16 protein-coding genes and 1 pseudogene are annotated in these 24,093 nt (G+C 56.8%); 5 read left to right on the top strand and 12 right to left on the bottom strand.

Features of this window, described 5'->3' with window-relative positions; translation table 11 throughout:
• Positions 1 to 146: 146 nt before the first annotated feature.
• From RX972_RS07965 to RX972_RS07910, 12 genes and pseudogenes are all read right to left on the bottom strand, one after another.
• Positions 147 to 773, bottom strand: a complete 627-nt coding sequence (locus tag RX972_RS07965) for a class I SAM-dependent DNA methyltransferase (protein ID WP_316873845.1) — start codon at positions 771 to 773, stop codon at positions 147 to 149.
• Between the two features lie 41 nt (positions 774 to 814).
• On the bottom strand, positions 815 to 1,459 hold the full coding sequence (locus tag RX972_RS07960; RefSeq protein WP_027899910.1) for a methionine ABC transporter permease: 645 nt from the start codon (positions 1,457 to 1,459) through the stop codon (positions 815 to 817).
• Entirely contained in the window at positions 1,449 to 2,579 is a 1,131-nt protein-coding gene (locus RX972_RS07955) for a methionine ABC transporter ATP-binding protein (RefSeq protein ID WP_316873843.1), read from the bottom strand. The genes RX972_RS07960 and RX972_RS07955 overlap by 11 nt, the downstream gene beginning before the upstream one ends.
• Before the next feature lies 1 nt (position 2,580).
• Positions 2,581 to 3,318, bottom strand: a pseudogene (locus RX972_RS07950) (MetQ/NlpA family ABC transporter substrate-binding protein); the annotation flags it as partial.
• 190 nt (positions 3,319 to 3,508) lie between these two features.
• Positions 3,509 to 4,867 (bottom strand): LLM class flavin-dependent oxidoreductase, encoded by a 1,359-nt coding sequence (locus tag RX972_RS07945; protein ID WP_316873841.1) that lies wholly within the window; start codon positions 4,865 to 4,867, stop codon positions 3,509 to 3,511.
• The gene (locus tag RX972_RS07940) at positions 4,867 to 6,072 is read right to left on the bottom strand and encodes an SfnB family sulfur acquisition oxidoreductase (protein WP_231676466.1); all 1,206 of its coding nucleotides are present in this window, start codon (positions 6,070 to 6,072) and stop codon (positions 4,867 to 4,869) included. Before RX972_RS07940 ends, RX972_RS07945 begins: the two co-directional genes overlap by 1 nt.
• 24 nt (positions 6,073 to 6,096) lie before the next feature.
• Entirely contained in the window at positions 6,097 to 7,344 is a 1,248-nt protein-coding gene (locus RX972_RS07935) for an SfnB family sulfur acquisition oxidoreductase (protein ID WP_316873837.1), read from the bottom strand.
• Between the two features lie 432 nt (positions 7,345 to 7,776).
• Entirely contained in the window at positions 7,777 to 8,511 is a 735-nt protein-coding gene (locus tag RX972_RS07930) for a hypothetical protein (RefSeq protein ID WP_099269203.1), read from the bottom strand.
• A gap of 579 nt (positions 8,512 to 9,090) precedes the next feature.
• Complete coding sequence (gene tcyN / locus RX972_RS07925; RefSeq protein ID WP_027899903.1) at positions 9,091 to 9,834, bottom strand: L-cystine ABC transporter ATP-binding protein TcyN; 744 nt, start codon at positions 9,832 to 9,834, stop codon at positions 9,091 to 9,093.
• Positions 9,835 to 9,836: 2 nt separating this feature from the next.
• On the bottom strand, positions 9,837 to 10,505 hold the full coding sequence (gene tcyL / locus RX972_RS07920) for a cystine ABC transporter permease (protein WP_316873834.1): 669 nt from the start codon (positions 10,503 to 10,505) through the stop codon (positions 9,837 to 9,839).
• Positions 10,502 to 11,299, bottom strand: coding sequence for a cystine ABC transporter substrate-binding protein (gene tcyJ, locus RX972_RS07915; protein ID WP_099269179.1), 798 nt, complete (start codon positions 11,297 to 11,299; stop codon positions 10,502 to 10,504). Before tcyJ ends, tcyL begins: the two co-directional genes overlap by 4 nt.
• A gap of 289 nt (positions 11,300 to 11,588) precedes the next feature.
• Positions 11,589 to 12,584 carry a D-cysteine desulfhydrase gene (locus tag RX972_RS07910; protein WP_316873832.1) on the bottom strand — a complete coding sequence of 332 codons (996 nt, stop codon included), beginning with the start codon at positions 12,582 to 12,584 and terminating at the stop codon, positions 11,589 to 11,591.
• A gap of 194 nt (positions 12,585 to 12,778) precedes the next feature.
• Here RX972_RS07910 and epsC point away from each other — a divergent pair, with 194 nt between their 5' ends.
• From epsC to betT, 5 genes are all read left to right on the top strand, one after another.
• A complete protein-coding gene (epsC, locus tag RX972_RS07905) occupies positions 12,779 to 13,732 on the top strand; it encodes a serine O-acetyltransferase EpsC (RefSeq protein WP_099269177.1) in 954 nt (317 codons plus the stop codon).
• Between the two features lie 130 nt (positions 13,733 to 13,862).
• Entirely contained in the window at positions 13,863 to 15,944 is a 2,082-nt protein-coding gene (gene tssI / locus RX972_RS07900) for a type VI secretion system tip protein TssI/VgrG (RefSeq protein WP_316873828.1), read from the top strand.
• Positions 15,944 to 16,726 carry a DUF4123 domain-containing protein gene (locus RX972_RS07895; protein ID WP_316873882.1) on the top strand — a complete coding sequence of 261 codons (783 nt, stop codon included), beginning with the start codon at positions 15,944 to 15,946 and terminating at the stop codon, positions 16,724 to 16,726. The genes tssI and RX972_RS07895 overlap by 1 nt, the downstream gene beginning before the upstream one ends.
• Before the next feature lie 3,717 nt (positions 16,727 to 20,443).
• Positions 20,444 to 21,514, top strand: a complete 1,071-nt coding sequence (locus RX972_RS07890) for a hypothetical protein (RefSeq protein WP_263269678.1) — start codon at positions 20,444 to 20,446, stop codon at positions 21,512 to 21,514.
• Between the two features lie 377 nt (positions 21,515 to 21,891).
• On the top strand, positions 21,892 to 23,847 hold the full coding sequence (betT, locus tag RX972_RS07885; RefSeq protein WP_206361689.1) for a choline transporter BetT: 1,956 nt from the start codon (positions 21,892 to 21,894) through the stop codon (positions 23,845 to 23,847).
• Positions 23,848 to 24,093 lie beyond the last annotated feature (246 nt).

Here is a 24,093-nt window from a genome sequence, read left to right as displayed (position 1 = left end):
CAAGTTGGCTCCTACAGGTCACCCGTTTGCTGCGCGACAGCGCGGTGTCAGGGATACCGGGACCACTCCCACAGGAATCGCGTTTATCTGGCTGGAATGCGGTTGCTGTGGGAGCTGGGCTTGCCCGCGATAGGGGCGACTCGGTGTTAAGCCTTGCGCCAAACACTCGCCAACCAAGGCTGTTGTTCTCTCGGCAACCCTGCTGGCCGGTAGTAATGCTCCAACTCCACAAACCCTGCTGCATTGAGTAGCTCGCGCCAGGATTCCAGGTCGTGATACGAGCCATACCGTGGGCCGTTCCAGCCTTCCTGGTTGTCTCCACGTGGGTTAGAGCTGAACAGCACTCCGCCCGGTTTTAGCGTGGCATGAAGTTCACCCAGCACACGGGGCAGTTCCTGCTTGGGGATGTGAAACAGCACGGCGTTGGCGAAGATGCCATCGAAGCGCTTGGCAGGCAGGTCCAGCTCAAGGAAGTTTTGTTGCCAGACTTCGCAGCCCGTTTCAGCCCGAGCCATTTCAGCGAAGCGTTCGGAGCCGTCCAGGCCCACCGGGACATGACCCATGGCGCTAAAGGTCTTCAAGTCGCGCCCTGGCCCGCAGCCGAAATCCAGGATCTGCCACGGTGCCTGGCCTTCAATATGGCGCAGCAGTGCGGCAATGTTCTGGCTGACGTCGTGGTCGCGGGTGCCTTCGCGGAAGTCCTCGGCCACCTGGTTGTAGTGGCCGAGAGTTTGGTCGGTGATTTGTGCGAGGTCTTGCGCTTGGAGCTTCATGGCGAGTCTGTCTGAGCAGTGAGGCGCCAAATATAACTCACTCAGCGCTTGTTCAGACCTCTGGCCAGACGATCGCCGCCCAGTTGAATGACGGCGACCAGAATCACCAGCAGCACGATCACGGTCAGCATGATCTGGGTATCGAAGCGCTGATAGCCATAACGGTAAGCGATGTCCCCCAACCCGCCCGCGCCAATCGCACCGGCCATGGCCGAGGAGTTGATCATGGTCACCAGCGTGATGGTGAAACCACCGACAATGCCCGGTAGCGCTTCAGGCAGCAGCACGTGCCAGATGATGTGCCAGCGGCGGCAGCCCATGGCTTGCGCGGCTTCGATCAGCCCGTGATCGACTTCACGCAAGCTGACTTCCGCGATGCGCGCAAAGAATGGCGTGGCAGCAATGGTCAGAGGCACCACGGCAGCCCAGACGCCATACGTGGTGCCGACGATCATCCGGGTGAACGGAATCAGCGCCACCATCAGGATCAGAAACGGAATGGAGCGGAACAGGTTCACGAAGCCGCCCAGTACCTGATTCAGTGCGGGCGCTTCATAAATCCCGCCTTTGCCGCTGGTGACCAGAATGACTGCCAGCGGAATGCCCAGCACCAGTGCGATGAACGACGAGACGCCGACCATCAGGAAGGTATCGATGGCGCCTTGCAGCAAGCGATCAAACCACATAGCCCAGTACCTCCGCGTGTTGCGCCTGTTTGCGCGCCTGGCTCAACAGTGTGTCGATGCTGTGCGGCGAGCCTGTCACCGACAGCAGCAGGTGGCCCAGCGCATGTCCCTGAATCCGTTCAACTCCGCCTTGTAGCAAACTGACGCGGCCACCCAGGGCCGCAAACAGTGCAGCCAGATCAGGCTCTTCGCCGCTGTCACCGGTGAAGTGCAGATCCAGCACGACTTTGGCGTCTGGCGTTTGCGGTTCGGCAGCAAGTCGTGCCCGCAAGTCTTCCGGCAAGCCGTGTTGCAGAGGTGCTAGCAGGGTTTTACTCACCTCATGCTGCGGGTTGCCGAACACTTGCCAAACCGGGCCTTGCTCGACAACGCGGCCCTGCTCAAGGACCACAACGCGGTCGCAGATATCGCGGATCACGGCCATTTCGTGGGTGATCAAAATGATCGTCAGGCCGAGGCGCTGGTTGATCTCGCGCAGCAGACCGAGGATCGATTGAGTTGTCTCAGGGTCCAGCGCTGAAGTGGCTTCATCGCAGAGCAGAATAGCCGGGTCATGCACCAGTGAGCGGGCAATGCCGACACGCTGTTTCTGGCCGCCAGACAATTGCGCCGGGTATGCCTTGTGCTTGTCCTGCAGGCCCACCAGTTCCAGCAGCTCGGTGACTTTGCGCTGGCGCTGTTCCTTGGGTACGCCTGCCACCTTGAGGGGCAGCTCGACGTTTTGCCACACCGTTTTGGCTGACATCAGGTTGAAGTGCTGGAAGATCATGCCGATGCGACGGCGCAGCTCCACCAGCTTGTCTTCGTTGAGCTCGCCGATGTCAGTCTGTTCGATCAGCACCCGCCCGCTGCTGGGTTGTTCCAGGCGATTAATAGTGCGGATCAGCGAGGATTTGCCGGCACCGCTGCGGCCGATGATGCCGAAGATTTCACCCTTCTGAATCGCCAGATCGGTGTTTTGCAGCGCATCGACGGGGCCTTGCTGACCCTGATAGGTTTTACCCAGATTGATGAATCGCACGTGCGCGCGATTTAGTTCGGCGTGCAGTTCGGCCTTGGCTGCCGAATGCGCTGCGCCCGTGGTTTCGAGTGGCAGTTGGCGTTGCACGGATGCATTCATGTCAACCTTCCCAACCGGCTTGGTAGAGCTTGCCATTGACCTTGTCCAGGGTGGCGCGCACGACTGGCGAGTGCTGATAGATGTCGATGAATTTAGCCAGGCGTGGATCGTCTTTGCTTTGCGGCTTGATCACGAACTGGATGACGTATTCCGGGTGATCAAGACCATCAAAGAGAATCGCCGATTCTGCATCGAAGGTTTTCGACAGGCGAATATACGCTGGGTAGCCTTGGACCAGATCAGCGTCGTCATAGGCGCGAACCAGTTGTACGGCCTCTACCTGAATGATCTTTATTTTTTTCGGGTTGGCGACGATGTCTTCTTCGGTGGCCTTGTAACCCACGCCTTGCTTGAGGGTGATCAAGCCAGCCTTGGCCAGCAGTTGCAGACCGCGACCGCTGTTGATCGGATCGTTTGCGATGGCCACGGTGGCGCCGGTTGGCAGTTCATCGAAGCTTTTGTACTTCTTGGAGTACAGGCCGACGTTGTTGATGATCCCCGGCGCGTACGGCACCAGATCAAACCCGGCGGCTTCTTTGGCATTGGTCAGAAACGGAATGTGCTGGAAGTAGTTCACGTCGATATCGCCCGCCGCTAGGCTGACGTTGGGTGCAATCCAGTCGGTGAATTCCACCAGCTCGACCTTAAGGCCTTGCTTGGCGGCTTCCTGAACAGCGGCCTCGAGGGGAATGGCGAACGCCGCGGTGGTGCCGACTTTCAGCGGCGCGTCGGCGGCATGGGCGGTGAGGGCTAACAGGCTCAGGGCCAGGGTGCTGATGATTTTTTTCATGGCGGATGTCCGGTGTGTTGCAGGGGTTAGTTGTGTTGTTTGTTTGGTTTGAACGCATTCCATTGTGGGAGCCAGGCTTGCCTGCGATTGGGTTTTCAGGCCATCGCGGGCAAGCCTCGCTCCCACAGGATCTACGCCATCAGCGGGATCTGTAACTGGCTCCGACATGCCGCTCTGGCAATCGCGCGCCGCCTTCTGGAAACAGCTTCTCGCGCAGGCTGCCGGTGTCGTAAGCGGTTTTGTATGAGCCGCGTTTTTGCAGTTCGGGGATCACCAAATCGATGAAATCCACGTAGCTTTCCGGGGTGACAATGCGGGTCAGGTTGAAGCCGTCCAGGCCGGTTTCGGCGATCCACGACTCCAGCTCGTCCGCGACGTGTTCAGGCGAGCCAACCAGGGTGATGTAGCGTCCGCCCAAGGCGTGTTGGTCGAGCAGTTTTTGCCGCGTCCAGTCGTTGTTTTTGAGGTTTTTGGTAGCTGATTGAATGGCGTTGCTCTTCACGTACTGAATGGGCTCATCCAGCTCGTACTGAGAGAAGTCGATGCCGGTTGAAGCGGCAAAATGCGCGACACCGGCCTCGGCGCTGGCGAATTCGCGATACTCCGCAAGCTTGGCCTGCGCCTCGGTTTCGGTTTTGCCGACGATCACGTTCAGGCCCATGAACACTTTGATGTCTTGCGGATTGCGCCCGGCCGCGACGGCGCTGGCGCGGACCTTGTCGACCTGCTCCCGGGTCGCCGTCTTGTTCTGGCCGCTGATAAACACGCACTCGGCATGTTGCCCGGCGAACTGCAGGCCGCGCTCCGAACTGCCTGCCTGAAACAGGACCGGCGTACGTTGAGCAGAGGGTTCACACAGGTGATATCCCTCGACCTGATAGAACTCGCCCTTGTGTTGAACCTTGTGCACCTTGTCCGGGCGGGCATAAACCCGCTGCTCGCGGTCGTTGATGACCGCGTCGTCTTCCCAACTACCTTCCCAGAGTTTGTAGAGCACTTGCAGGTATTCATCGGCCTGATCGTAGCGACGGTCATGCTCGACCTGCTCGGTCAGGCCCATGGCCCGCGCAGCGCTGTCCAGATAACCGGTGACGATGTTCCAGCCCACCCGACCACGACTCAGATGATCCAGCGTCGACATGCGTCGGGCGAACAGATAAGGCGCTTCGTAGGTCAGGTTGGCGGTCAGGCCGAAGCCGAGGTTTTTAGTGACCGCAGCCATCGCCGACACTAGCAACAACGGGTCGTTGACTGGCAACTGGATGGACTCTTTGAGCGTCACATCCACCGAGTTCTGATAGACGTCATACACGCCGACGATATCGGCGATGAACAGGCCGTCGAAAAGGCCGCGCTCCAGCAGCTGTGCCAGTTCGGTCCAGTATTCGAGTGTGTTGTATTGGCTCGAGTTATCCCGTGGGTGAGTCCACAAACCATGATTGATGTGGCCAATGCAGTTCATGTTGAAGGCATTGAGCAGGATCTTTTTCTTCGCCATCAAATGGTCCCCCGCAGCGGAGGATTCTTGTCATTGAGGTAGTAATTACCGATGGCGTGGTACTTCCAGCGTACCGGGTCGTGCAGCGTATGGACGCGCGCGTTGCGCCAGTGCCGATCAAGGCCATGTTCGGCCAGAGTTGCCTGGCTGCCCGCCAGTTCAAACAGCGTGCTACCAGCAGCGAGCGAGATTTCAGTGCTGATCGCGCGGGCTTCGGCGACGGCAATCGATGCGGCTGCGACGTTATCGGCATTGCTGTCGGCCTGAGCGATATCAAGGATTTCCCCGGCGCGATCCAGTAATGCTTCGGCGGCGAATAAGCGAATGCTGAGTTTGCCAAAGCTGCTGAGGGTCAGTGGGTCGTCCACGGCTTTTTCGATGCCGGAATCGATCCATGGGCGGGTGCGGGTACGAACGAAATGCAGGGCATCTTCGAAGGCGGCGCGGGCGATACCGGTGTCGATGGCTGCGTGAAGAATCTGTGCCAATGGCCCAACGGTGGTCGGGCGCTCGAAAGCGCTCTGGAATGCCACGACATCGCGGGCATCCACATAGACGTTTTCAAACACCACTGAGCCGCTGCCGGTGGTGCGCTGACCGAAGCCGCTCCAATCGTCGATGACGGTCAGGCCTTCACTGTCAGCGGGCACGAATGCCAACTGCTGGACGCCATTTTCGTCGATCACTGAAGTGGGAATACGTTGCGCATACAGTGCGCCAGTGGAGTAAAACTTGCGGCCGTTGATGCGATAGCCTTCGCCGTCTCGAGTCAGGCGAGTGGTGCGATCGTGGGCTGTCTTTGTGCCTAACTCTGCGAGTGCATTACCGAAACGCAACCCGGCCAACGCTTCGGCATACAGGCGCTTCTGTTGATCGGCATTGCCGTTAACGCGCAGTACTTCCAGTGCGTAGAAATGGTTCTGCGGGATCTGCCCCAAAGACCCATCTGCCTCGGCGATCAGGCGGATGACTTTTGCCAGCGTGACGTTTGACACGCCCGCGCCGCCAAATGCCTTGGGCACGCTGATGCCCCACAGGCCGGAGGCGCTGAAAAGATCCAGTTCTGCATGGGGTAGGCGACGCTCCTGATCACGTGCCGCGCTCTCACGTTTGAAGTGGGCGGCCAGTTCCTGAGCAATGTGCAGGGCCTGTTGATCGTTTTCGATCAGGGCCGCACGGTCCCGCAGTGGGGAATGCAAACTCATAACGCTGTACTCCAGTGGTCTGGTTTAAATCCACGAATGGCGGGCGGGCAGGGTGCCGTTCAGGTGCCATGCGCCGACGGCGTGGTATTTCCAGCGCACGGGATCATGGAGGGTGTGGACGCGAGCGTTGCGCCAGTGCCGGTCCAGGTTGAACTCGGCCAGGGTGGCGCGGCTGCCAGCCAGTTCGAACAGTTTCTCGCTGGCCAGCAGTGACACTTCAGTGGTCAGGACTTTGGCGCGGGCCACTGCGATTGATGCGCGTGCTGCCGAGAATTCATCGATGGGACCGGCGTTGACCTCATCCAGGACTTTCGCCGCTTCGCGCAGCAGTGCTTCTGCTGCATGCAGTTCCAGCTTGAGTTTGCCGATGTCGGCGATCACATACAGGTCATCGCTGGCTCGCTCTACCTGAGCGTCAACCCAAGGGCGCGAACGCTCGCGCACAAACTCGATGGTGTCGTCGATGGCGCCACGGGCAAGGCCTGCATCGATGGCCGCCTGGATCAATTGCGAGACTGCGCCCTGAATATTGGGTGTCAGTGCCAGGCGCCAGTTTTCGACCACCAGTTCGCTGTGCACCTCTACGTTTTCCAGCAGGACCGTGCCGCTGGCGGTGGTGCGTTGGCCGAAGCCCGACCAGTCATCGACGATGCTCAAGCCTGAGCTGCCGCGCGGCACAAAGGCCATGATTTGCTGACCTTGGTCGTTCAATGCTTTGACCGCGACCCAATGCGCGAACAGGGCGCCGGTGGAGTAGAACTTCTGGCCGTTCAGGACCAGACGTCCTTTGTGATTAGTGATACGAGCCTTCAGCTCCAGGGTATTTTTAGTGCCGCGCTCAGGCCCGGCATTACCGATCCGCCAGCCGTCCAGCACGCTTTTGAGCAAGGCTCTTTTCTGCTGCTCGTAGGCACTGCCCAACAGCAGATGAATGATGCCGAACTGGTTCTGTGGGATTTGGCCCAGCGCCGGGTCTGCTGCGGAGATAATTTTGAAGACTTCAGCGATGGTCACGAACGAGACTTGCGGCCCGCCATACGCACGCGGGATAGAAATACTGCCCAGGCCGCTGCGGGTGAATGCTTCGATCTGCTGCCAGGGGAGCGAGCGCTGAGCATCGCGCTCGGCAGCCTCCAAGCGGGCTTGTGCAGCCAATACATAGGCGGCTTCGATTGCCTGGGCGTCATTTTGTAATATCCGCGCAGGGTGCAATGGCGGCGCGATATCCGAGCCGTGCTCAGCCAAGGGGGTGTGAGACGTTGAAGCGACCATTCGAACCTCGCAAAAACGCCCTCCAAAGAAGGCGAAGAAAAAACACGATGTCCGGTGGTCCGGTGCATATACCCTAAGGCGACTAAAAAATTAAATATACGAATTTTTTGGAATAAGCATAGAAGACTAAATCATGCCTTCTCAGACGGTTTGTGCGTAAGTCAGGCATGAGCCAAGCAGCACAATTAGAATGCATAGTTTTATGGGTTTACTGACTTTCATGAACGTATGTCCCTAATGACGACAGGTCGTTCAGATAAGCCTAGTCAGTTGTTTGTATATGTTATGAGTATGCTTGTAGGGGAATATGCAGTTGGCTGTAGGAATTGTCTTGGGAATAGTGGGTTTGTGAGGCAGTTCGCGCTTGTAGAGCGAGCAGGCCAATACACGAAGCTTTGAAAACTTCGCATATTGGCTGGTATTAAAAAGTGTTCAATCATACCCGGGGCGATTATCCAGAGTACTGACGCTAATTTCCCGTGGCGGTGCCCAGCGAGAGTTATTACCGACTCGATCAATAACGCAATACGTCACCTCCAGTTGCGGCTCATCACCCGCCTCGCGAATCAAGGTGGCGGGCACAATCAGCTTGACGGGTTTACCAACGTTATCGGCATCCAGGGGTTCCAGATCCATGCGCAGATCACCCCAGCGCAGAGTAATTTCATCGCAAGGGGCCATGTTCAGGTAGGGCTCGATGGACAGTGGCAGGCCTTTTTTGACGTCACTGGTAACCAGCCCGTTCCTGATCACAGCGTCCGGCAGGCAGACCGGTGCAAGCCCCTGGTTTTCTTCGCAACTGTCATTGATCAACAGCCCGCCGGGCATGTCCAGCTTCACTCTCAGCCTGCGGCAGGGCGAGGTAATGGGCGCGCCGCCGATCTTCATCAGCCGGTAGTAGGTCTTGACAGTGCCGCTTTGCAGAAAGCTTTCCGGTACTCGCAGAACCATGGTGTAGCCAATATCGGACTCATCCAGAACTTTCGACGCGACGTAACAACCGCCCCAGTACAACTCGATCAGGTCGCCTGCGTCCATGTCCGGGTAAGGGTCGATGTTGACCAGCAAATGGGCAGCCGCGCGAATGCCGACACCATGCCTGTGGGCCTGTGGGACGTAAGGTGGGAACAGTTTTAGACCGCCTGTTTTGCCAAGTGTGTAAGTCATGTCTGAATGCCCGTCGTCATTAAGTTGATCATTGGTAGTTGTAACAAATTTATTGCTGGAGTCATTGCTGTGCACCTCGAGTTCAACCTGTGGATAGTTAACGTATAGTTCGAGCTTATGGGAAGCATTACAAAGTGTCGGTAAATGCCGCTTGCAACTATTCGAGGGCGTTAGAAGTTTCTGTTGTTCTTGAGCTAATGTCGTTTGCGCTTATCTGTCAAGGCGCTAATGGATTGACCTAGGCGTGTACGAATAAATAAGATACTTCCTACAAGGTTTCGTCGAACTATTGACCGTATCGGCTTGGTCCGTCCTACTTGAGGAAATAAACAGTTATGTTTACGAAGGATGAAAACCTGCTAGCCGACCGACCAGGTAAAAGAATTGAGCCCCCAGCCGCTGCCCTCTCTATTTCATTGAGTGGGATCAGAGGAGGGCGTCTGTTCAGGTTTTTAGATGATTTTTTAGCGATTCTGAAAGTGCATCAACGACGGGTTTGATCGATTGATTGATGTACAAATGTAAAGCCAGCAGGAACAGCGCCAGAAGGCGCAGGTTTCTGCTCTGTGCTTTGTAGGATCAGTTCCTGCTTCGCTCCAGAAATTGCCGTGTCCGTTCTTCGCGCGGGTTGGCGAACAGCTCCTTCGCGTCGCCTTGCTCGACAATCACCCCCTTGTCGATAAACACCACACGGTTAGCGACGTCCCGGGCGAAATTCATTTCGTGAGTGACGATGACCATGGTGCGGTTTTCTTCAGCCAGGGCGCGAATAGCCGTCAGCACTTCACCTACCAACTCAGGGTCCAGCGCAGAAGTGGGTTCGTCGAACAGAATCACTTCCGGCTCCATGGCCAGGGCGCGAGCAATGGCCACGCGTTGCTGCTGACCGCCCGACAAACGCCGCGGGTAGGCGTCTTCCTTGCCTGCCAGTCCTACTTTTGCCAGTAGTTTGCGACCCAGTTCGGACGCCTTTTCACGCGGCATCTTCTTGACCACCACCGGGCCTTCGATGACGTTTTCCAGCGCGGTGCGGTGCGGGAACAGATTGAAGTTCTGGAACACAAAACCCACGTGCTGACGAAGTTCTCGAATCAGGCTTTGCTGCTTGCTGAGCGGGCGGTTGCCGTCTATTTCGATGTTGCCCACGATGATCTTGCCGCTGGTGGGTTCTTCGAGAAAATTCAGGCAGCGCAGCAGGGTGGTTTTACCCGAACCGCTAGGGCCGATGATCGCTACGACTTCGCCGGCCTCGACCTTCAGGTCGATACCTTTGAGCACTTGTTGACCCTTGAATTCCTTGGTGAGCTTTTCAACCACGATCATGTTCAAGACTCCATATCATGGCGGTTGACTCTCTCTTCCAGACGATTCTGCAGGTACGAAAGCGCCGTGGCGAGGATCCAGTAGATCAAGGCGGCGGCCAGGTACATGGTGAAAATTTCGAAGGTGCGGGCGGTGATCAGTTGTGCCTGACGGAACAGTTCCGGCACCTGAATAGTGGCCGCCAGCGCGGTGTCTTTGACCAGCGAGATAAAGCTGTTGCCCAGTGGCGGCAAGGCAGTGCGGGCGGCCTGAGGCAGAATGGCCCGGCGCATGATCTGCGCGCGGGTCATGCCAATACTTGCCCCAGCCTCCCATTGACCACGATCCACCGAGGCAATCGCGGCACGCAGGATTTCACAGGCATACGCACCCATGTTCAGCGAGAAGCCGATCAGCGCAGCGGTCAGCGGGTCCAGTTCAATGCCCAACTCCGGCAAGCCGTAATAGATCATGAACAGTTGAACCAGCAGCGGCGTGCCGCGGAAGAACGACACGTAAACCCGAGCGATGCCGCGCAGCAGCATCAGCGGTGACAGGCGCATGAGCGCCAGCCCGAAGCCCAGCAGCAGGCCGAAAAACATGCCGCCCAGGCTCAGGAATATCGTGTAGTACGCGCCCTTTATAAGAAAGGGCGCGGAGTCCAGCGCAAGCTTCAGACCCTCTTCAATCATTTGGTCACGTCAGCCTGGAAGTACTTCTGCGACAGCTTGGCGAGCGTGCCGTCAGCGCGCAGTTTTTCGATGGCCTTGTTGATGGCCGCAACCAGTTCAGGCTCGCCTTTACGGATGGCAATGCCGGACTCTTGGCGGGAGAAGGGTTCGCCGGAAACAGCCAGGCTGTCCTTGGTTTTGGCGATCAGCTCCAGTGCGGCCAGACGGTCGACCAGAATGGCGTCGATACGACCGACACGCAGGTCCTGATATTTGGTTGGGTCATCGTCGTAGGTTTTGACGATGGCGGCTGGCACGTTTTCCTTGAGCCATTGCTCGTAGTTGGTGCCCAGACCTACGCCCACTTTGGCGCCTTTGAGGTCGGCTGCGGTTTTGAACTTGTCTGCATCTTTCTTCTGCACCAGCGCCTGAATACCGGAGATGGTGTAGGGCTCGGAGAAGTCATACTTCTTCTTGCGCTCTTCGGAGATGGTCACCTGGTTGATCACTACGTCCAGACGCTTGGACTCCAGCGCCGCCAGGATGCCCGCCCATGGGGTCGCTTGCAGTTGCACTTTGACGCCCAGCTCTTTGGCCAGCGCTTCGGAGAACTCGACCTCGAAACCGGTCAGCTTGCCACTTTCATCCTGGAAGCTGAACGGAGGGTAGGTGCCTTCAAGGCCGACTTTGATCGTGCCAGCCTTTTTGATTTGATCCAGTTGCTCACCCGCAACCGCTTGACCCATCAAGGCGGAGCCGAGCACCAGGCCCAGGGTGGAAAGCAGAACGGTGCGCCGAATGGCAGAAATAATCATGACGAGCCCCATTTAAGTTGTTTGGTTTCAGGCAAGAATCGGACCTGACGAACGCTACGTTGGCAGCGGATGTTTATCCAGCTTTTTCAGCGCTTTGATCCGTGCTGGCGGCGATCATAGAAGCAGCTGGTTATGGTTCAAAATAACTAAAAACCTGATTAATATTCGATTTTTGAATAATCAATCGCGTTCTTGTAGGAGCTGCCGAAGGCTGCGAAGCTCAATGTCTGACACTCCGCTATCGCAGCCTTCGGCAGCTCCTACAAAAGTAGCGTCAGGTATTGAGCCTTTACGCAAACACATCCGGGTAAGCAAACAGCGCAGGAGCACCACCGGTGTGCAGGAAAATCAGCGGGCCGTCGTCAAAACGTCCACGGCCGATGCCATCCAGTAGCCCGGCCATGGCTTTACCGGTGTAGACCGGGTCCAGCAACAGACCTTCATGACTGGCCACAAGTTTTATAGCTGACAGAGTGCCGGCATTGGGTTCGCCATAGCGCGGGCCGAAATACTCGTCCCATAGCTCCACTTTAAAAGCGTCGGGCAACGTGACGCCCATCAACTCGGCAGTGCGCTCGGCGAGGCCTTGCACTTTCGGCCGCTGAGTCTCTTCAGGGCGCGACACCGTTACACCAATGACGGGCAACTGCGGCAAGGCTTCGGCCAAGGCAAGGGCCAGACCGCTATGAGTACCGGCACTACCGGAGGCCAGCACGACCGCGGCGAAATCCAGCCCGGTCTGCTTGATCTGCTCGGCCAGTTCAAAGCCTGCCTTCACATAACCCAGTGCTCCAACCGGGCTGGAGCCACCAATAGGCACCAGATAAGGCTTTTTGCCGCTGTTACGCAGGCGGGCGGCGAGTGCGTGCAATTGCTCGTCGGCGTTGTCGAGGTTTTCCACCATCTCGACCTTGGCGTCGAACAGATCCAGCAGCAGGCGATTACCGTTGTGCAGATAACTGCTGTCTTCGGTAGCGATGGGGTTTTCCAGTAGAGCCACGCAGCTCAGACCCAGGCGGGCGGCCAGGGCAGCGGTCTGACGCACATGGTTGGACTGAATGGCACCGGCTGTGATCAGCGTGTCAGCCCCTTGCGCCAGCGCATCGGCGGCGAGGTACTCCAGCTTGCGAACCTTGTTGCCGCCCAGAGCCAGCGTCGTGGTGTCATCGCGCTTGATATAGATGTCGCGGCCCGCCCAGACCGACAGGCGCTCCAGTTTTTCCAGTGACGTTGGAGCACCGATCAAGTCCAGGCGATTAAATTGAGCGAGCTGTTGTTTGATCATGAGGATAAGTAAGCCGTACAGAGAGTCGCAGGACTATAAGCAGACACTTCCTACAGGGCAACTTCTCACTGCTTATGCCCTCAGAGGAGAAGGCCTACTCAAATTGTTATTTTTTCGCCTGAAATCTTTGCCGTAGAGTGGCCGTATCAGCGGCCACCACTAGAAAGCCGTATCCCGAATCGAGGAGAGTCAGCGTGAGTGATACCCCAGAGGCATCCGCCGAAGGCCGATCCAGTCACTGGCAGTTGCAGCAGATCGTCAGTGAACTGCGCTCCGCGCGTGATGATTGGCGGGCACGTAACAAGCGGGTCAGCGGTGAGCATGGCGGCCGCGAACTGCCCTCCCGCGCCGCCATGCGCGACATTCTTGAAGCGCTCTGCGGCGCGCTGTTCCCCATGCGCCTTGGGCCAGTGGATCTTCGCGAAGAGAGTGAAGACTTCTATGTCGGTCATACCCTTGATGTCGCCCTTAACGCGTTGCTGGCGCAAGCCCGGCTGGAGCTGCGCTACGTGGCCCATCAGCGCTCCGAAGACGTTCGAGCCCTCGATAAACAGGCACTGGATCTGATTCAGGGCTTTGCCCGTGCCTTGCCGGAGATGCGCAAGCTGCTCGACACTGACGTGCTGGCCGCTTATCACGGTGATCCGGCGGCGCGCAGCGTTGATGAAGTGCTGCTGTGCTATCCCGGCATCCTCGCCGTCATCCACCACCGCATCGCCCACCATCTGTATCGCGCAGGCTTGCCGCTGCTCGCACGGATCAGTTCGGAAATTGCCCACTCCGCCACCGGCATCGACATCCACCCCGGCGCGCAGATCGGCCCGAGCTTCTTCATTGACCACGGCACAGGTGTCGTCATCGGCGAAACCGCCATCATCGGCGAGGGCGTGCGCATCTACCAGGCCGTCACCCTGGGCGCCAAACGCTTCCCGGCGGACGAAGACGGCCAACTGCAAAAAGGCCACGCCCGCCACCCCATCGTCGAAGACGACGTTGTTATTTACGCGGGTGCCACGATTCTGGGCCGCATCACGATTGGTAAAGGTTCGACTATTGGCGGCAACGTCTGGCTGACGCGTAGCGTGCCAGCGGGTTGCAACCTTACGCAGGCGAATTTGTTGCAGCAGGATGATGGGAGTCAGAAGTAGCTGTCGGCCTCTGATGTTTTGTCGCCTGTTAATAGGGATAAATCCTACGGATGCTGTTCGCAGCATCCGACTTCTTGTTATTGAGCGTTAGTGCAAAGTCCCGCCTTTTATTCAGGCCAAGGACTTGCCCATGTTCAACCCCGCCAACCGCGCTTCGTTCACGCTGGAAATTGCCGGGCTTGAGCATGACTTTCGAGTGCTGGCCTTTACGGCAAAGGAATCCATCAGCCGTCCGTTCAGTGTGCGCATCGAACTGGTCAGCGAACGGGCCAATCTCAAGCTGGAAGACGTGCTGCACCGACTGGCGTTTCTGAGGTTCGACGCTGACGGTAATGGTCTTCACGGGCAGATCGGCGAAATCGCTCAGGGTGATTCCGGCAAGCGCTTTACCCACTATTTCATGCAACTGGTGCCCAGCCTCAAGCGTCTGGAATACCGCAGCAATCATCGGATCTTTCAGGGCAAGACCGTTCCTGAAATCATCGCGCTGGTCCTCAAGGATCACGCCGTTTTCAGCAACGGGTTTGCGTTCAGATTGCGCGAGCCCTCCAAACACCGTGATTACTGCACCCAGTATCAGGAAACCGACCTGCATTTTGTGCGCAGGCTGTGCGAAGAAGAGGGCATCCACTTTCACTTCCAGCACAGCCCTGACGAGCATTTGCTGGTGTTTGCAGACGACCCTATTCAGTTGCCGGTGCTAAAGCCAGCAGTCGCCTATGTGCAAAGCAGCGGACAGGTTGCAGCCGCGTCGGTTATCAACAGATTCAACGTGCGACTCGCCACGCGCTCGGGCAAGGCCAGCCATCAGACCTATCACTTTCAATTGCCCCAGGTGGACCTGCTCAGCAGTGCGGGCGGCGATGGTCGTAAGGAACTGGAGGATTATCAGTATCCGGCGCCGTTCACGGATCTCAGCGTCGGTACGCGTCAGGCGCAAAAGGCATTTGAGCGAAACCGCAGTGATGTCCGGTTAGCCAGTGGTTCGAGTGACCAAAGTGCGCTGGTCAGTGGCCACTTGTTTGAACTGACACATCCCAATCCGGCGTGGAGCCAGCAGTGGTTGCTGACGTCGGTGTTCCATGAGGGTAAACAGCCGCAGGTGCTGGAGGAGTCGATGCCTCGGACATCGGGAGCGTTTACTCAAGGCTATCGCAATCGTTTTGAAGCCATCCCCGGGAAGGTGCCGTTTCGTCCACCGCTCAAGCACCGCAAACCAAGGGTTTTAGGCAGCCAGCATGCGGTAGTTACAGGTCCGCCCGGCGAAGAGATCTACTGCGACGACTATGGGCGGATCAAGGTCAAGTTCTTCTGGGATCGTGAAGGCTCGCGTAACGAGCATTCCAGCTGCTGGCTGCGGGTCGCCACCGGTTGGGCCCATGAGCAATACGGCACGGTGATGATTCCTCGAGTCGGCATGGAAGTGATCGTGGGTTACTTCGAAGCCGATCCCGACCAGCCTTACGTGCAGGCCTGTCTGCCCAATGCTGGTACGCGAGCGCCGCTGAACCTGCCTGTGCAGAACACCCAGACCGTGCTCAAGACCCAAAGCAGCCCAGGCGGCGCAGGTTTCAACGAACTGCGCATTGAAGACCGCAAAGGCGCTGAATCCATTTCCATCCGCGCTCAACGCAACTGGTCTGAGCATGTGCTCAACGATCAGTCGATCCAGGTGGATAACCAGCGCAAGGTGAACGTGACCGGGCTGTCCAGCCACGAGCTGCATGGCGAAGAACACCACCTTACGCATGGGGCACGCAAAACCCAGGTGCTGGCCGATGACTCATTGACGGTGGTCGGTAATCAGCACATCAGCGCGGCTAATCATCTGGTCAGCGCCGCGCAGGAAATACACCTGGCCGCCGGGCAAAACATGGTCATAGACGCTACGTTGAGTACGACGATCAAGGCGGGTGGTCACTGGATATCGATCACTCCTGCGGGGATTTTTACCAGCGTGCCGATTTTGTTGGGTGGGGTTCCGGTGCCGGGTATGCCTGCGGTTCCATCACTGCCGATGTCGCTGGACAAGCAAGCGGCAATCACTGCGCCCAAGTCTGCGGCAGATCATTCAAGTCTGGCGCTTCCTGAGCTACTGGTGGGCGACACCCCGATTGTCGAGCTTTGCCAGAAGCCTGAAGGCAAAACGCCGATGGAGTGCCCATTGACGCATTGCCCTTGTGCAAGAAAATTGCGCGAAGGGGGGCAGTGATGAACACCTGGTTACTGCTTGAACGTACGAATTCAGTTCTGCCACAGCTATATCGAAAGATAGGCGCTCCCCAGCTCTCGATGCTTTTCGACACCACTGAATTAGCAGCCTACACCGAGCAAAGCCCGCTTCTGGTAACTACAGATGAAAACTCGGACTTGCTCAATGCGGTGCAACAAACTCCTGAAGATTGGCCTGGTTTGATCATCCAGAGTGAGCAGCCGACAGTCGCGGTACTGGCTCATCTGCGTCAAATTTTGCTTGTCCGCTTCGAAGCCCTAGGCAGAGGTGTTTTGCGGTATTCCAACCCTGTCACCGCGAGCTATTTTTTCCCGGCCTGTCAGGCCGACTCACTCAAATACTGGCTTGGACCTATCAGCCGCTTGAGTTGGTACGGCGGAACATGGGGAGACGGAGCCTTGAACGCACGCTCCTGGCGAAGTCTTGAAAGCCCTGAAGGCGAAAACCGGGAACCCTTGGCCTTTGAATTCGTGCTCGATAGCCATCAACAACAGGCCCTTCGATGCCAGCAACAGGATCACTTTCTGTACCGGTGGTGGCTCAAACAAAGTGACCTTTGTTATTCGCATGGCCAGCTGTGGCTGGGCGAGGGGCTGCGTTACGGATTTACAAAGGCTGACAGTCTTGAGCGTTACCTGGACGTGCGTCGGGACCATCCATCGCCTGAGGTGCCTCAAGAGTTGCCGAAAGGCTCTGACGAAACCCGTTTTGCCTACTTGCTGCAGCATCTGCAAAAAACTTCCACCGAACAGGAAAACTGAGATGGCACATAACGTCGGCGATCTGAGTCGTGGCCCTTGCTGTGAAATCAATAAACTCATCGTTCAGGTGGTCGGCAAGTATCATCCCGCGACTCAGCGCCTGGCTATTTATGAACGCGAAAGCGATAAGCGCCTGGATGCAATTACCGCTCAGGCTTGTCCGGAAACCATTACCGCGTTTATGTGTGCTCCAAGCACGTTGCATGTCTGGGACTGGAGTGGTGAACCACGACATCGGATGATGCTAGAGGTTGAATCAGAGTACGGCCCACCGATTCTGTTGCCGCTGCCTGACGTCGGCATCACAGTCCGGCAACTGGACCAGCAGCACAACCAGATCGTCCCGATATTACCGTTCGTGGCGCTGCCCGGAATCAACAGTGCCCATGACCACGGCACGCCGGTGCTATGCCGCGCTGGTTACATTTATGTGTTCCTCGGTAATCGCCTGTGGCGCGAACTGGAAGTTCAGGTCACGGACGAAGGCACCACCTATCACGACATCGATCTGGATAAGTTCCGCATTGAGGGCGGGTACGCCGATGATGCCCGGCTAGCCACGGGCAAAGGACTGGACGACATCTGGCTGCCCGCCAACTGGAACAATAAGCGCGTTGAAGCCGAGTTATGTTTTAGCGAGGTGCAGCTCAATCATGCGCGACTCAAACGTCTGGAGCAGGATCCGGCACTGCGTAAACAACGCTGCCAGCGACCCGACCTCAGGGTTTTCAAGGAAGCATCCGACAGGCGTTTTCAGGACAAGCCCGATGGGGCGGCCATGCTCGAAACGTTCAGCGCCTTTGATGCGTTTGACGCCATCAAGCAGTCAGAAGCGGGTGCCGCTCATACCACGTGGTTGAACCTCAGGCAGCATGCCTTTCCCTTATCGGTTCCAGCGCCGCAACGGGCCCGGCAGACTGGTTTTGAATGGATGCTCGATCAACCGGCCCAGTATTTGTGTGACCTGAGTGGGCAATTTCTGACGACCGCTTTCAAGGCTGCACGGCAGCACGTTCAAACATGTGAAGAAGGGAAGGCCGCTTATCATCCGCAGCGCATCGAAACCGGTGCCTGGGCGCAGTGTCTGGAGCAAATCGTTGAGCTGACGGCGGAACACAACAGTGGGCTATGGGAGGCTCACCCACCCGCTGCGGACGTGTTATCGCACGCACGCGACCGCCATCTCTACGGCGTGATGCTGGAGGATACGCACTACCGGATGCGTCATCTGAACACTCGTATTCAAGAGCAACAGCAGTTACTGGAATTGTGTGGCGCGCGGGCGCAACAGTACGGCCATCACGGCAGCGCTCTGCTGGTCCAGCAGTTGATCGTGCCCGCGTCAATTGGCGGCCAGAAAAACCCGATGCATCAACAGCTGGACCATCTCAAAGAGCAAGGTCGACTGGACATTAACCGCTTTACCGCTACCGGCGAGCGCACACAGTTGTGGCGTAGTCTGGAAATGAGCCAGTCGCTGCTCTGCGAGTGTTTGCAGTTGCCGCATGCCGAGCAGAGCCTCGCCGATTACGCGAGCCAGGACGGGTTCAAATATGCTGCATCTCTCTACTTCATCAGCCAGATGTTCGTCACGCTGGCGCTGCGCCCAGCGGCTTACGATCCATTGGCGGTCAGTGGTGACATTACTGATGCCGTAACCCTGCTCAGTCTTTACAGCCCGAAAGAGAGCGTCGGTCAGCGCTGGCTCGCTAAAGTCGTCAACGATCTAGAGCATCCGCTGCACCTGATGCTTTGGCCGGATGTCGAGCAGCAGGACCTCAGCGCTCCTTACCAGCCTCCCAGTACGCCTGAGGTTAATCAGGGCGACGGAGAGTTTCGCGCCACTGAGCTGGCGAAAATCGAGCGGAGCAACTTCCTTCCGCCTACAAGCCCAGGCGATATCAACAGCCTGTTCCTGGCGACGTTGCTTGAAAGCGGCAATCTCAACTCCACGCTCACGACAGCTGCCAAAGGTGCCGCTGGGGCACTCATTGCTGTCCATGAAAACCTGCAAGGCGCTGTCGAAGCTGCCGAGCAGGCTTTGCATAAAGCGAAGCAGGCGGGCACCCGGCAATCCTCCACGCCTTGGCGTGCAAGTACTGCGATACAACAGCGGGGCGTTGCACAGTTGCGCAGCATGCTGCCTGCCACCTTTGGCGATCTGCATTTCCTGAGCCGGGCCGAGGCCCATCACAAGGAGTACTACGTCTTCGGTCTGGACGACTTGCCCGAGCAGCCCAGCCGTTCTGCACAGACTTACGGGGTTTATCGTAACCAACACGAGGTAATGAAAAGTCCAGCTGAGCGACACGGCTATGCCGAGCAGCCGGTAATACTCTCGCCCGACCGAAAGGTGCTGGGCATGCCGGGGCAACACCTCACCGCAATATCGGTGCATAACGCGAATCGGCGCTTCAATGAGGCGTGGCAGAAAGAATTGATGGATAGCGCGGCGGATACGGCTGAAAAGGCAAGCGCTATAGAAAAGGCGGCGAAGCAGCTTAATGGGCTAAGCAATAACGGGTTTTTCGAGGTGTTGAATTCGACTCCATTTGCGGGGGTAGTGGTGGGGCTGGAGCTTTGGAATTTGAGGAATGAGTTGGAGGCTTATTCACAAACCAGCCGAGAAAAAAACAAGTACAGAGCGGTCGCTGGAATCGTTGGCGCAGGATTTGATCTCATAATTGCTATGGAGGCGCTCACTGTAAAGGTAGCGGGTAGCAAATCTGTTTTTACAGCGGGGCGCAAGACTTTGCTCACCATCTCAGAAGCCTCCGCCAAGTTTCTTCTGGGATCACTAAGCAATCGCTTGGTCAAGAAAATCAGCGCTCGCCTCCTTGGCCAGGTCGGTGCAGGTTTGCTGTTCGCCGGTCTTAACCTCTACGACGCTTGGTATTCCTACCGATGGGGTGACGATGGCTATATCGGCCACCTGCTTATGGCCGCTGGCGGGCTTATCGGCGCAGCCGGTAGTCTCATCGTCAGTAGCAGTGCGTTTCTCGGTTTATCGCCAGCGGGTTGGGCTTGTCTGCTTTTAATAGGTATAGGGGCCGCCTGGGTTTTTATGTTTAGCAGTAGCTCTGTGGAAGACTGGTTGAGAAAAGGTCCTTTTGGGGATGATCCCTACAACATGGCGGAGCACCTGCGTGACCCCCAAACAGCTTTTTACTACCTGGTCAGCCTGCTGGCCAACATCCGTATCGGCATAGATTGCAACCCGGATTTCAAGCCTGATGCCAAGCTGGATTTTCGCGACACAGTGCCCTTCGAAGTACGCAGTGCTAACACACGGATTCGTATTGAAAGCAATCTGAGCGGGCTATTCGGTGGGCCGAGTTCTTTAAATACTAAAGCTCTGCTTAACCTGAAAAGCTTCGAGGTTTATTTCGAAGCAAGCAGTGAGCGAAGCAGAACGAACAGATCCCAACTCGATGTGACGCCCGTTGCCCACAGGCTTTGGCCAGATGCCTTGGAACTGTTCGTGAACACGCCGTTTTCTTACAAGGCAGAACCTCTCGCGAACCTGCCCGAGGTTTATCACGTATGGCGAGTACGTGCCCAGTTCAGCTTGAACGACGGGCAGCGCATCTGGGTCTTTCCCGCCCCACTCCCCAAGGACCCAACGCCCTTCGAACCGTCCTATGCGAAGCCAGATTTTGAAAGCATTGAACGTCTGTTCTGGGCTGATGAAAAAACACACAGAGCGAAGACTTCGCTATGACGGCAGAGCAGACCTCTTACTACGCCCCGACAGCCTATCGGTCTGACAATATTCCTTTCCAATTGCCTTCCGAAGAGCGGTCCTGGTTAAACCGCTTCGGCAAACGCCGCTTGCCATGGGGATACACGCTAGACATTGCCCCTGATGATTTCTTGCGGGAGCGCTCGCCGGATAAATTGCGGTTTCAGGAAAAGATATTCAAGGAACGTGATGAAAAGATTGCGGCGGGCACTTATGTGCCAGCTCCTTACGAGCATGTGGACTTTCATGATCGACATGACCATCAGCGGTTCAGGTTTTCGTTGTGGTCAAAAAAATCGCAGTTTTGGCTATATCTTTTGATGTTTGGTAAAGGACTATTTCTGGTTGGGATTGTGCCATCGCTGTTTGCTCTCATATCAGCGGTATATCTGGATCCCGAACCATGGATGTTTGTTACGCTCGACTTGATTAAAGGCTTTTTTTCTTGGTTTCTGGGACTTCCTCTTCTCTGCTGGGCCATAGGCTCTCTCGTCATCCACAAATTCCCCAAACTCTGGGTTAAACCCTCACGTGGCCCCATCTGGGAGTTGAATCGTCGCACCGGTCTCGTCACCCTGTTCGATTACAAAAATAACGGCGAATACAAAAAGAGCGGCACCATCGGCGAGCTGACAGCCCCATTTTATGAGTTCGATGCTTACATCGTTTCCGTAGCAGAGCGGCAGGGCTCGATGAACCACGTACTGTTTCTCGCCCATCGTTACCGGGACATCGTTATCGACTTCTCCGCCCTGGTAAACCTCGATAACCGCTGGCAAATGCCCTGCGCGCTGTGGGATTTTCTGCAGAACTACATGGACACTAGTGGTCCGCTGCCGGAGTTGCCGCGTTACGAAGAATTCCGCCACCTCGATCCAACCACCGCTGCCTACGATCAGCAAACCGGCCGACCGCCGCGTTTCTGGATCGATATGGATGACGCGACGTACAAACAGCATCTGGACCATTTGCTGGACAACATTGATGCCATCGACACTTTTCAACGGCCAAACCTGATGGCGCAGCATGTTCGGTATGTGGATTGATCAAGTGTCAGCAATGACAGCTTTTAAGGTACTGGATAGGACTCAACTCACACTCCATGGATCCGCGTCGTTGTGAGTCGTTAACGAATGCTGGACCGTCAAATTCCCCAACCCGACAAGCGGTCCCACCACGGAACGATTCCCGTGAACCGGGCGTCATAACCTCCCTTGAGCCAGCCTCCATCGGCCTCGCGATTAGCCGTCGCGGGGCTTCCATGTTTTAATTGAACGCTCGTTCAATTAAAACCGGTGGTTCGCTGCCCGCTCATAACAGGAGGCTTACCCTTGCTTAATCCGTTTGTTGCTGTCTTTGCCTACGACCTTGAGGTGCATGGCTCATGAGTGCACCTGCTAGCCAATCCAGCGGTATGGTTCGCATGAATCCGCCGGTGTTTTATTTCGCGGCGACGGTTATTTTGCTGTTCGGTGTGCTGGTCATTTCCTTCCCTGAGACTGCTGGTCAGTGGTTGCTGGCGGCGCAGAACTGGGCGGCCAATACGGTCGGCTGGTATTACATGCTGGCGATGACGATCTATCTGGTCTTCGTGGTGGTCACCGCCTTGTCTGGTTACGGCAAGATCAAGCTCGGTGCCGACCACGACGAACCCGAATTCAGTTATCTGTCCTGGGCGGGCATGCTGTTCGCTGCCGGGATCAGCATCACGCTGTTCTTCTTCTGTGTCTCTGAACCGCTGACTCACATGCTGCAGCCGCCGCAAGGCGAGGGTGGCACGACTGAGGCGGCGCGTCAGGCGATGCAGTTGCTGTTTCTGCACTGGGGCCTGCATGGCTGGGGTGTGTTTGCGTTTGTCGGCATGGCGTTGGCGTATTTTGCGTATCGCCATAATCTGCCGTTGGCGCTGCGCTCCGCGCTGTACCCGCTGATCGGTAAGCGCATCAATGGCCCCATCGGTTATGCGGTGGATGGCTTCGGCATCATCGCGACCATTTTTGGTCTCGGTGCTGATATGGGCTTTGGGGTCTTGCACCTCAATTCCGGGCTGGATTATCTGTTTGATATTCCCCATACCCAATGGATTCAGGTCGGGCTGATCACGCTGATGATGGGCGCGGCGATCCTGGTGGCGATAGCCGGTGTCGACAAGGGCGTGCGCGTCATGTCCGACATCAACATGCTGCTGGCCTGTGCGCTGCTGCTGTTTGTGTTGTTTGCTGGCCCGACTCAGCATTTGCTTAACACACTGGTGCAGAATATCGGTGATTACCTCGGGGCGATCACCACCAAGAGTTTTGATGTATATGCCTACGACAAGCCCAGTGAATGGCTGGGCGGCTGGACAGTGTTTTACTGGGCCTGGTGGATTGCCTGGTCGCCGTTTGTAGGCCTGTTCATTGCGCGTATTTCCCGTGGCCGGACCATTCGTGAGTTCGTGTTCGGTGTACTGCTGATTCCGTTGGGCTTCACGTTGGCGTGGATGTCGATTTTCGGTAACAGCGCCATCGATCAGGTGCTCAACCACGGCATGGTCGCGCTGGGTCAGTCGGCTATCGATGATCCGTCGCGCACGCTTTATTTGCTGTTGGAAACCTATCCATGGAGCAAAACTGTTATCGCGGTGACGGTGTTCATTAGCTTTGTGTTCTTCGTCACGTCGGCGGACTCGGGCACCGTGGTGCTTTCGACGCTGTCGGCCAAAGGCGGTAACGCTGATGAAGACGGTCCCAAGTGGCTCCGTGTGTTCTGGGGTGTGGCGACTGCGCTGGTGACCAGTGGCTTGCTGTTCTCTGGCAGCATCGATGCGTTGAAATCAGCGGTGGTGCTGACGTCGTTGCCGTTCTCGCTTATTCTGCTGTTGATGATGTGGGGGCTGCACAAGGCGTTCTTCATGGAGTCTCAGCGTCAGATCGCACAGTTGTATTCGTTGGCTCCGGTGTCAGGCGCTCGACGTGGCGGTTGGCGTCAGCGTTTGAGCCAGGCCGTGCATTATCCGTCGCGAGACGAGGTGTACCGCTTCCTCGACCAAACCGTGCGCCCGGCTATCGAAGACGTGACTGCCGTGTTTGCCGAGAAAGGCCTGAACGTTGTCACTCAGCCTGATCCGGCCAACGACAGCGTCAGCCTGGAAATCGGCCATGGCGAAGAGCGGCCGTTCATTTATCAGGTGATGATGAAGGGCTTCTTCACGCCGTCGTTTGCGCGTGGCGGGATGGGCTCCAAGCAGTTGAACAATCGCCGCTATTACCGCGCCGAAGTGCATCTGAGCGAGGGCAGTCAGGATTACGATCTGGTGGGTTATACCAAGGATCAGGTCATCAACGACATCCTCGACCAGTACGAACGCCATATGCAGTTCCTGCATTTGGTGCGGTAGGCCGGTTAACCATCTAACCTCGGCCCCACAGATTTGCGTAGATTCTGTGGGAGCCGAGCTTGCTCGCGATAAGTCTGGACGCGGTTGCCAGTCAAATCGCGTCTCCGTTCATTGCGGGCAAGCACCGCCCATAGGTTGGCTTCATTCGTGAAGGCGGTATTCCTGACTGCACAGATACATCGAATGTACCTGCCCTTTCGCGAATGAATTCGCTCCCACGGATTTGTGTGCGGCTTCAGGTTCATG

Origin of the sequence: Pseudomonas syringae group sp. J309-1 (assembly GCF_032582135.1) — a bacterium.
Lineage (GTDB): Bacteria > Pseudomonadota > Gammaproteobacteria > Pseudomonadales > Pseudomonadaceae > Aquipseudomonas > Aquipseudomonas quasicaspiana.
The sequence above is the reverse complement of the archived record's forward strand: the minus strand, read 5'-3'. Positions and strand labels throughout refer to the sequence as shown.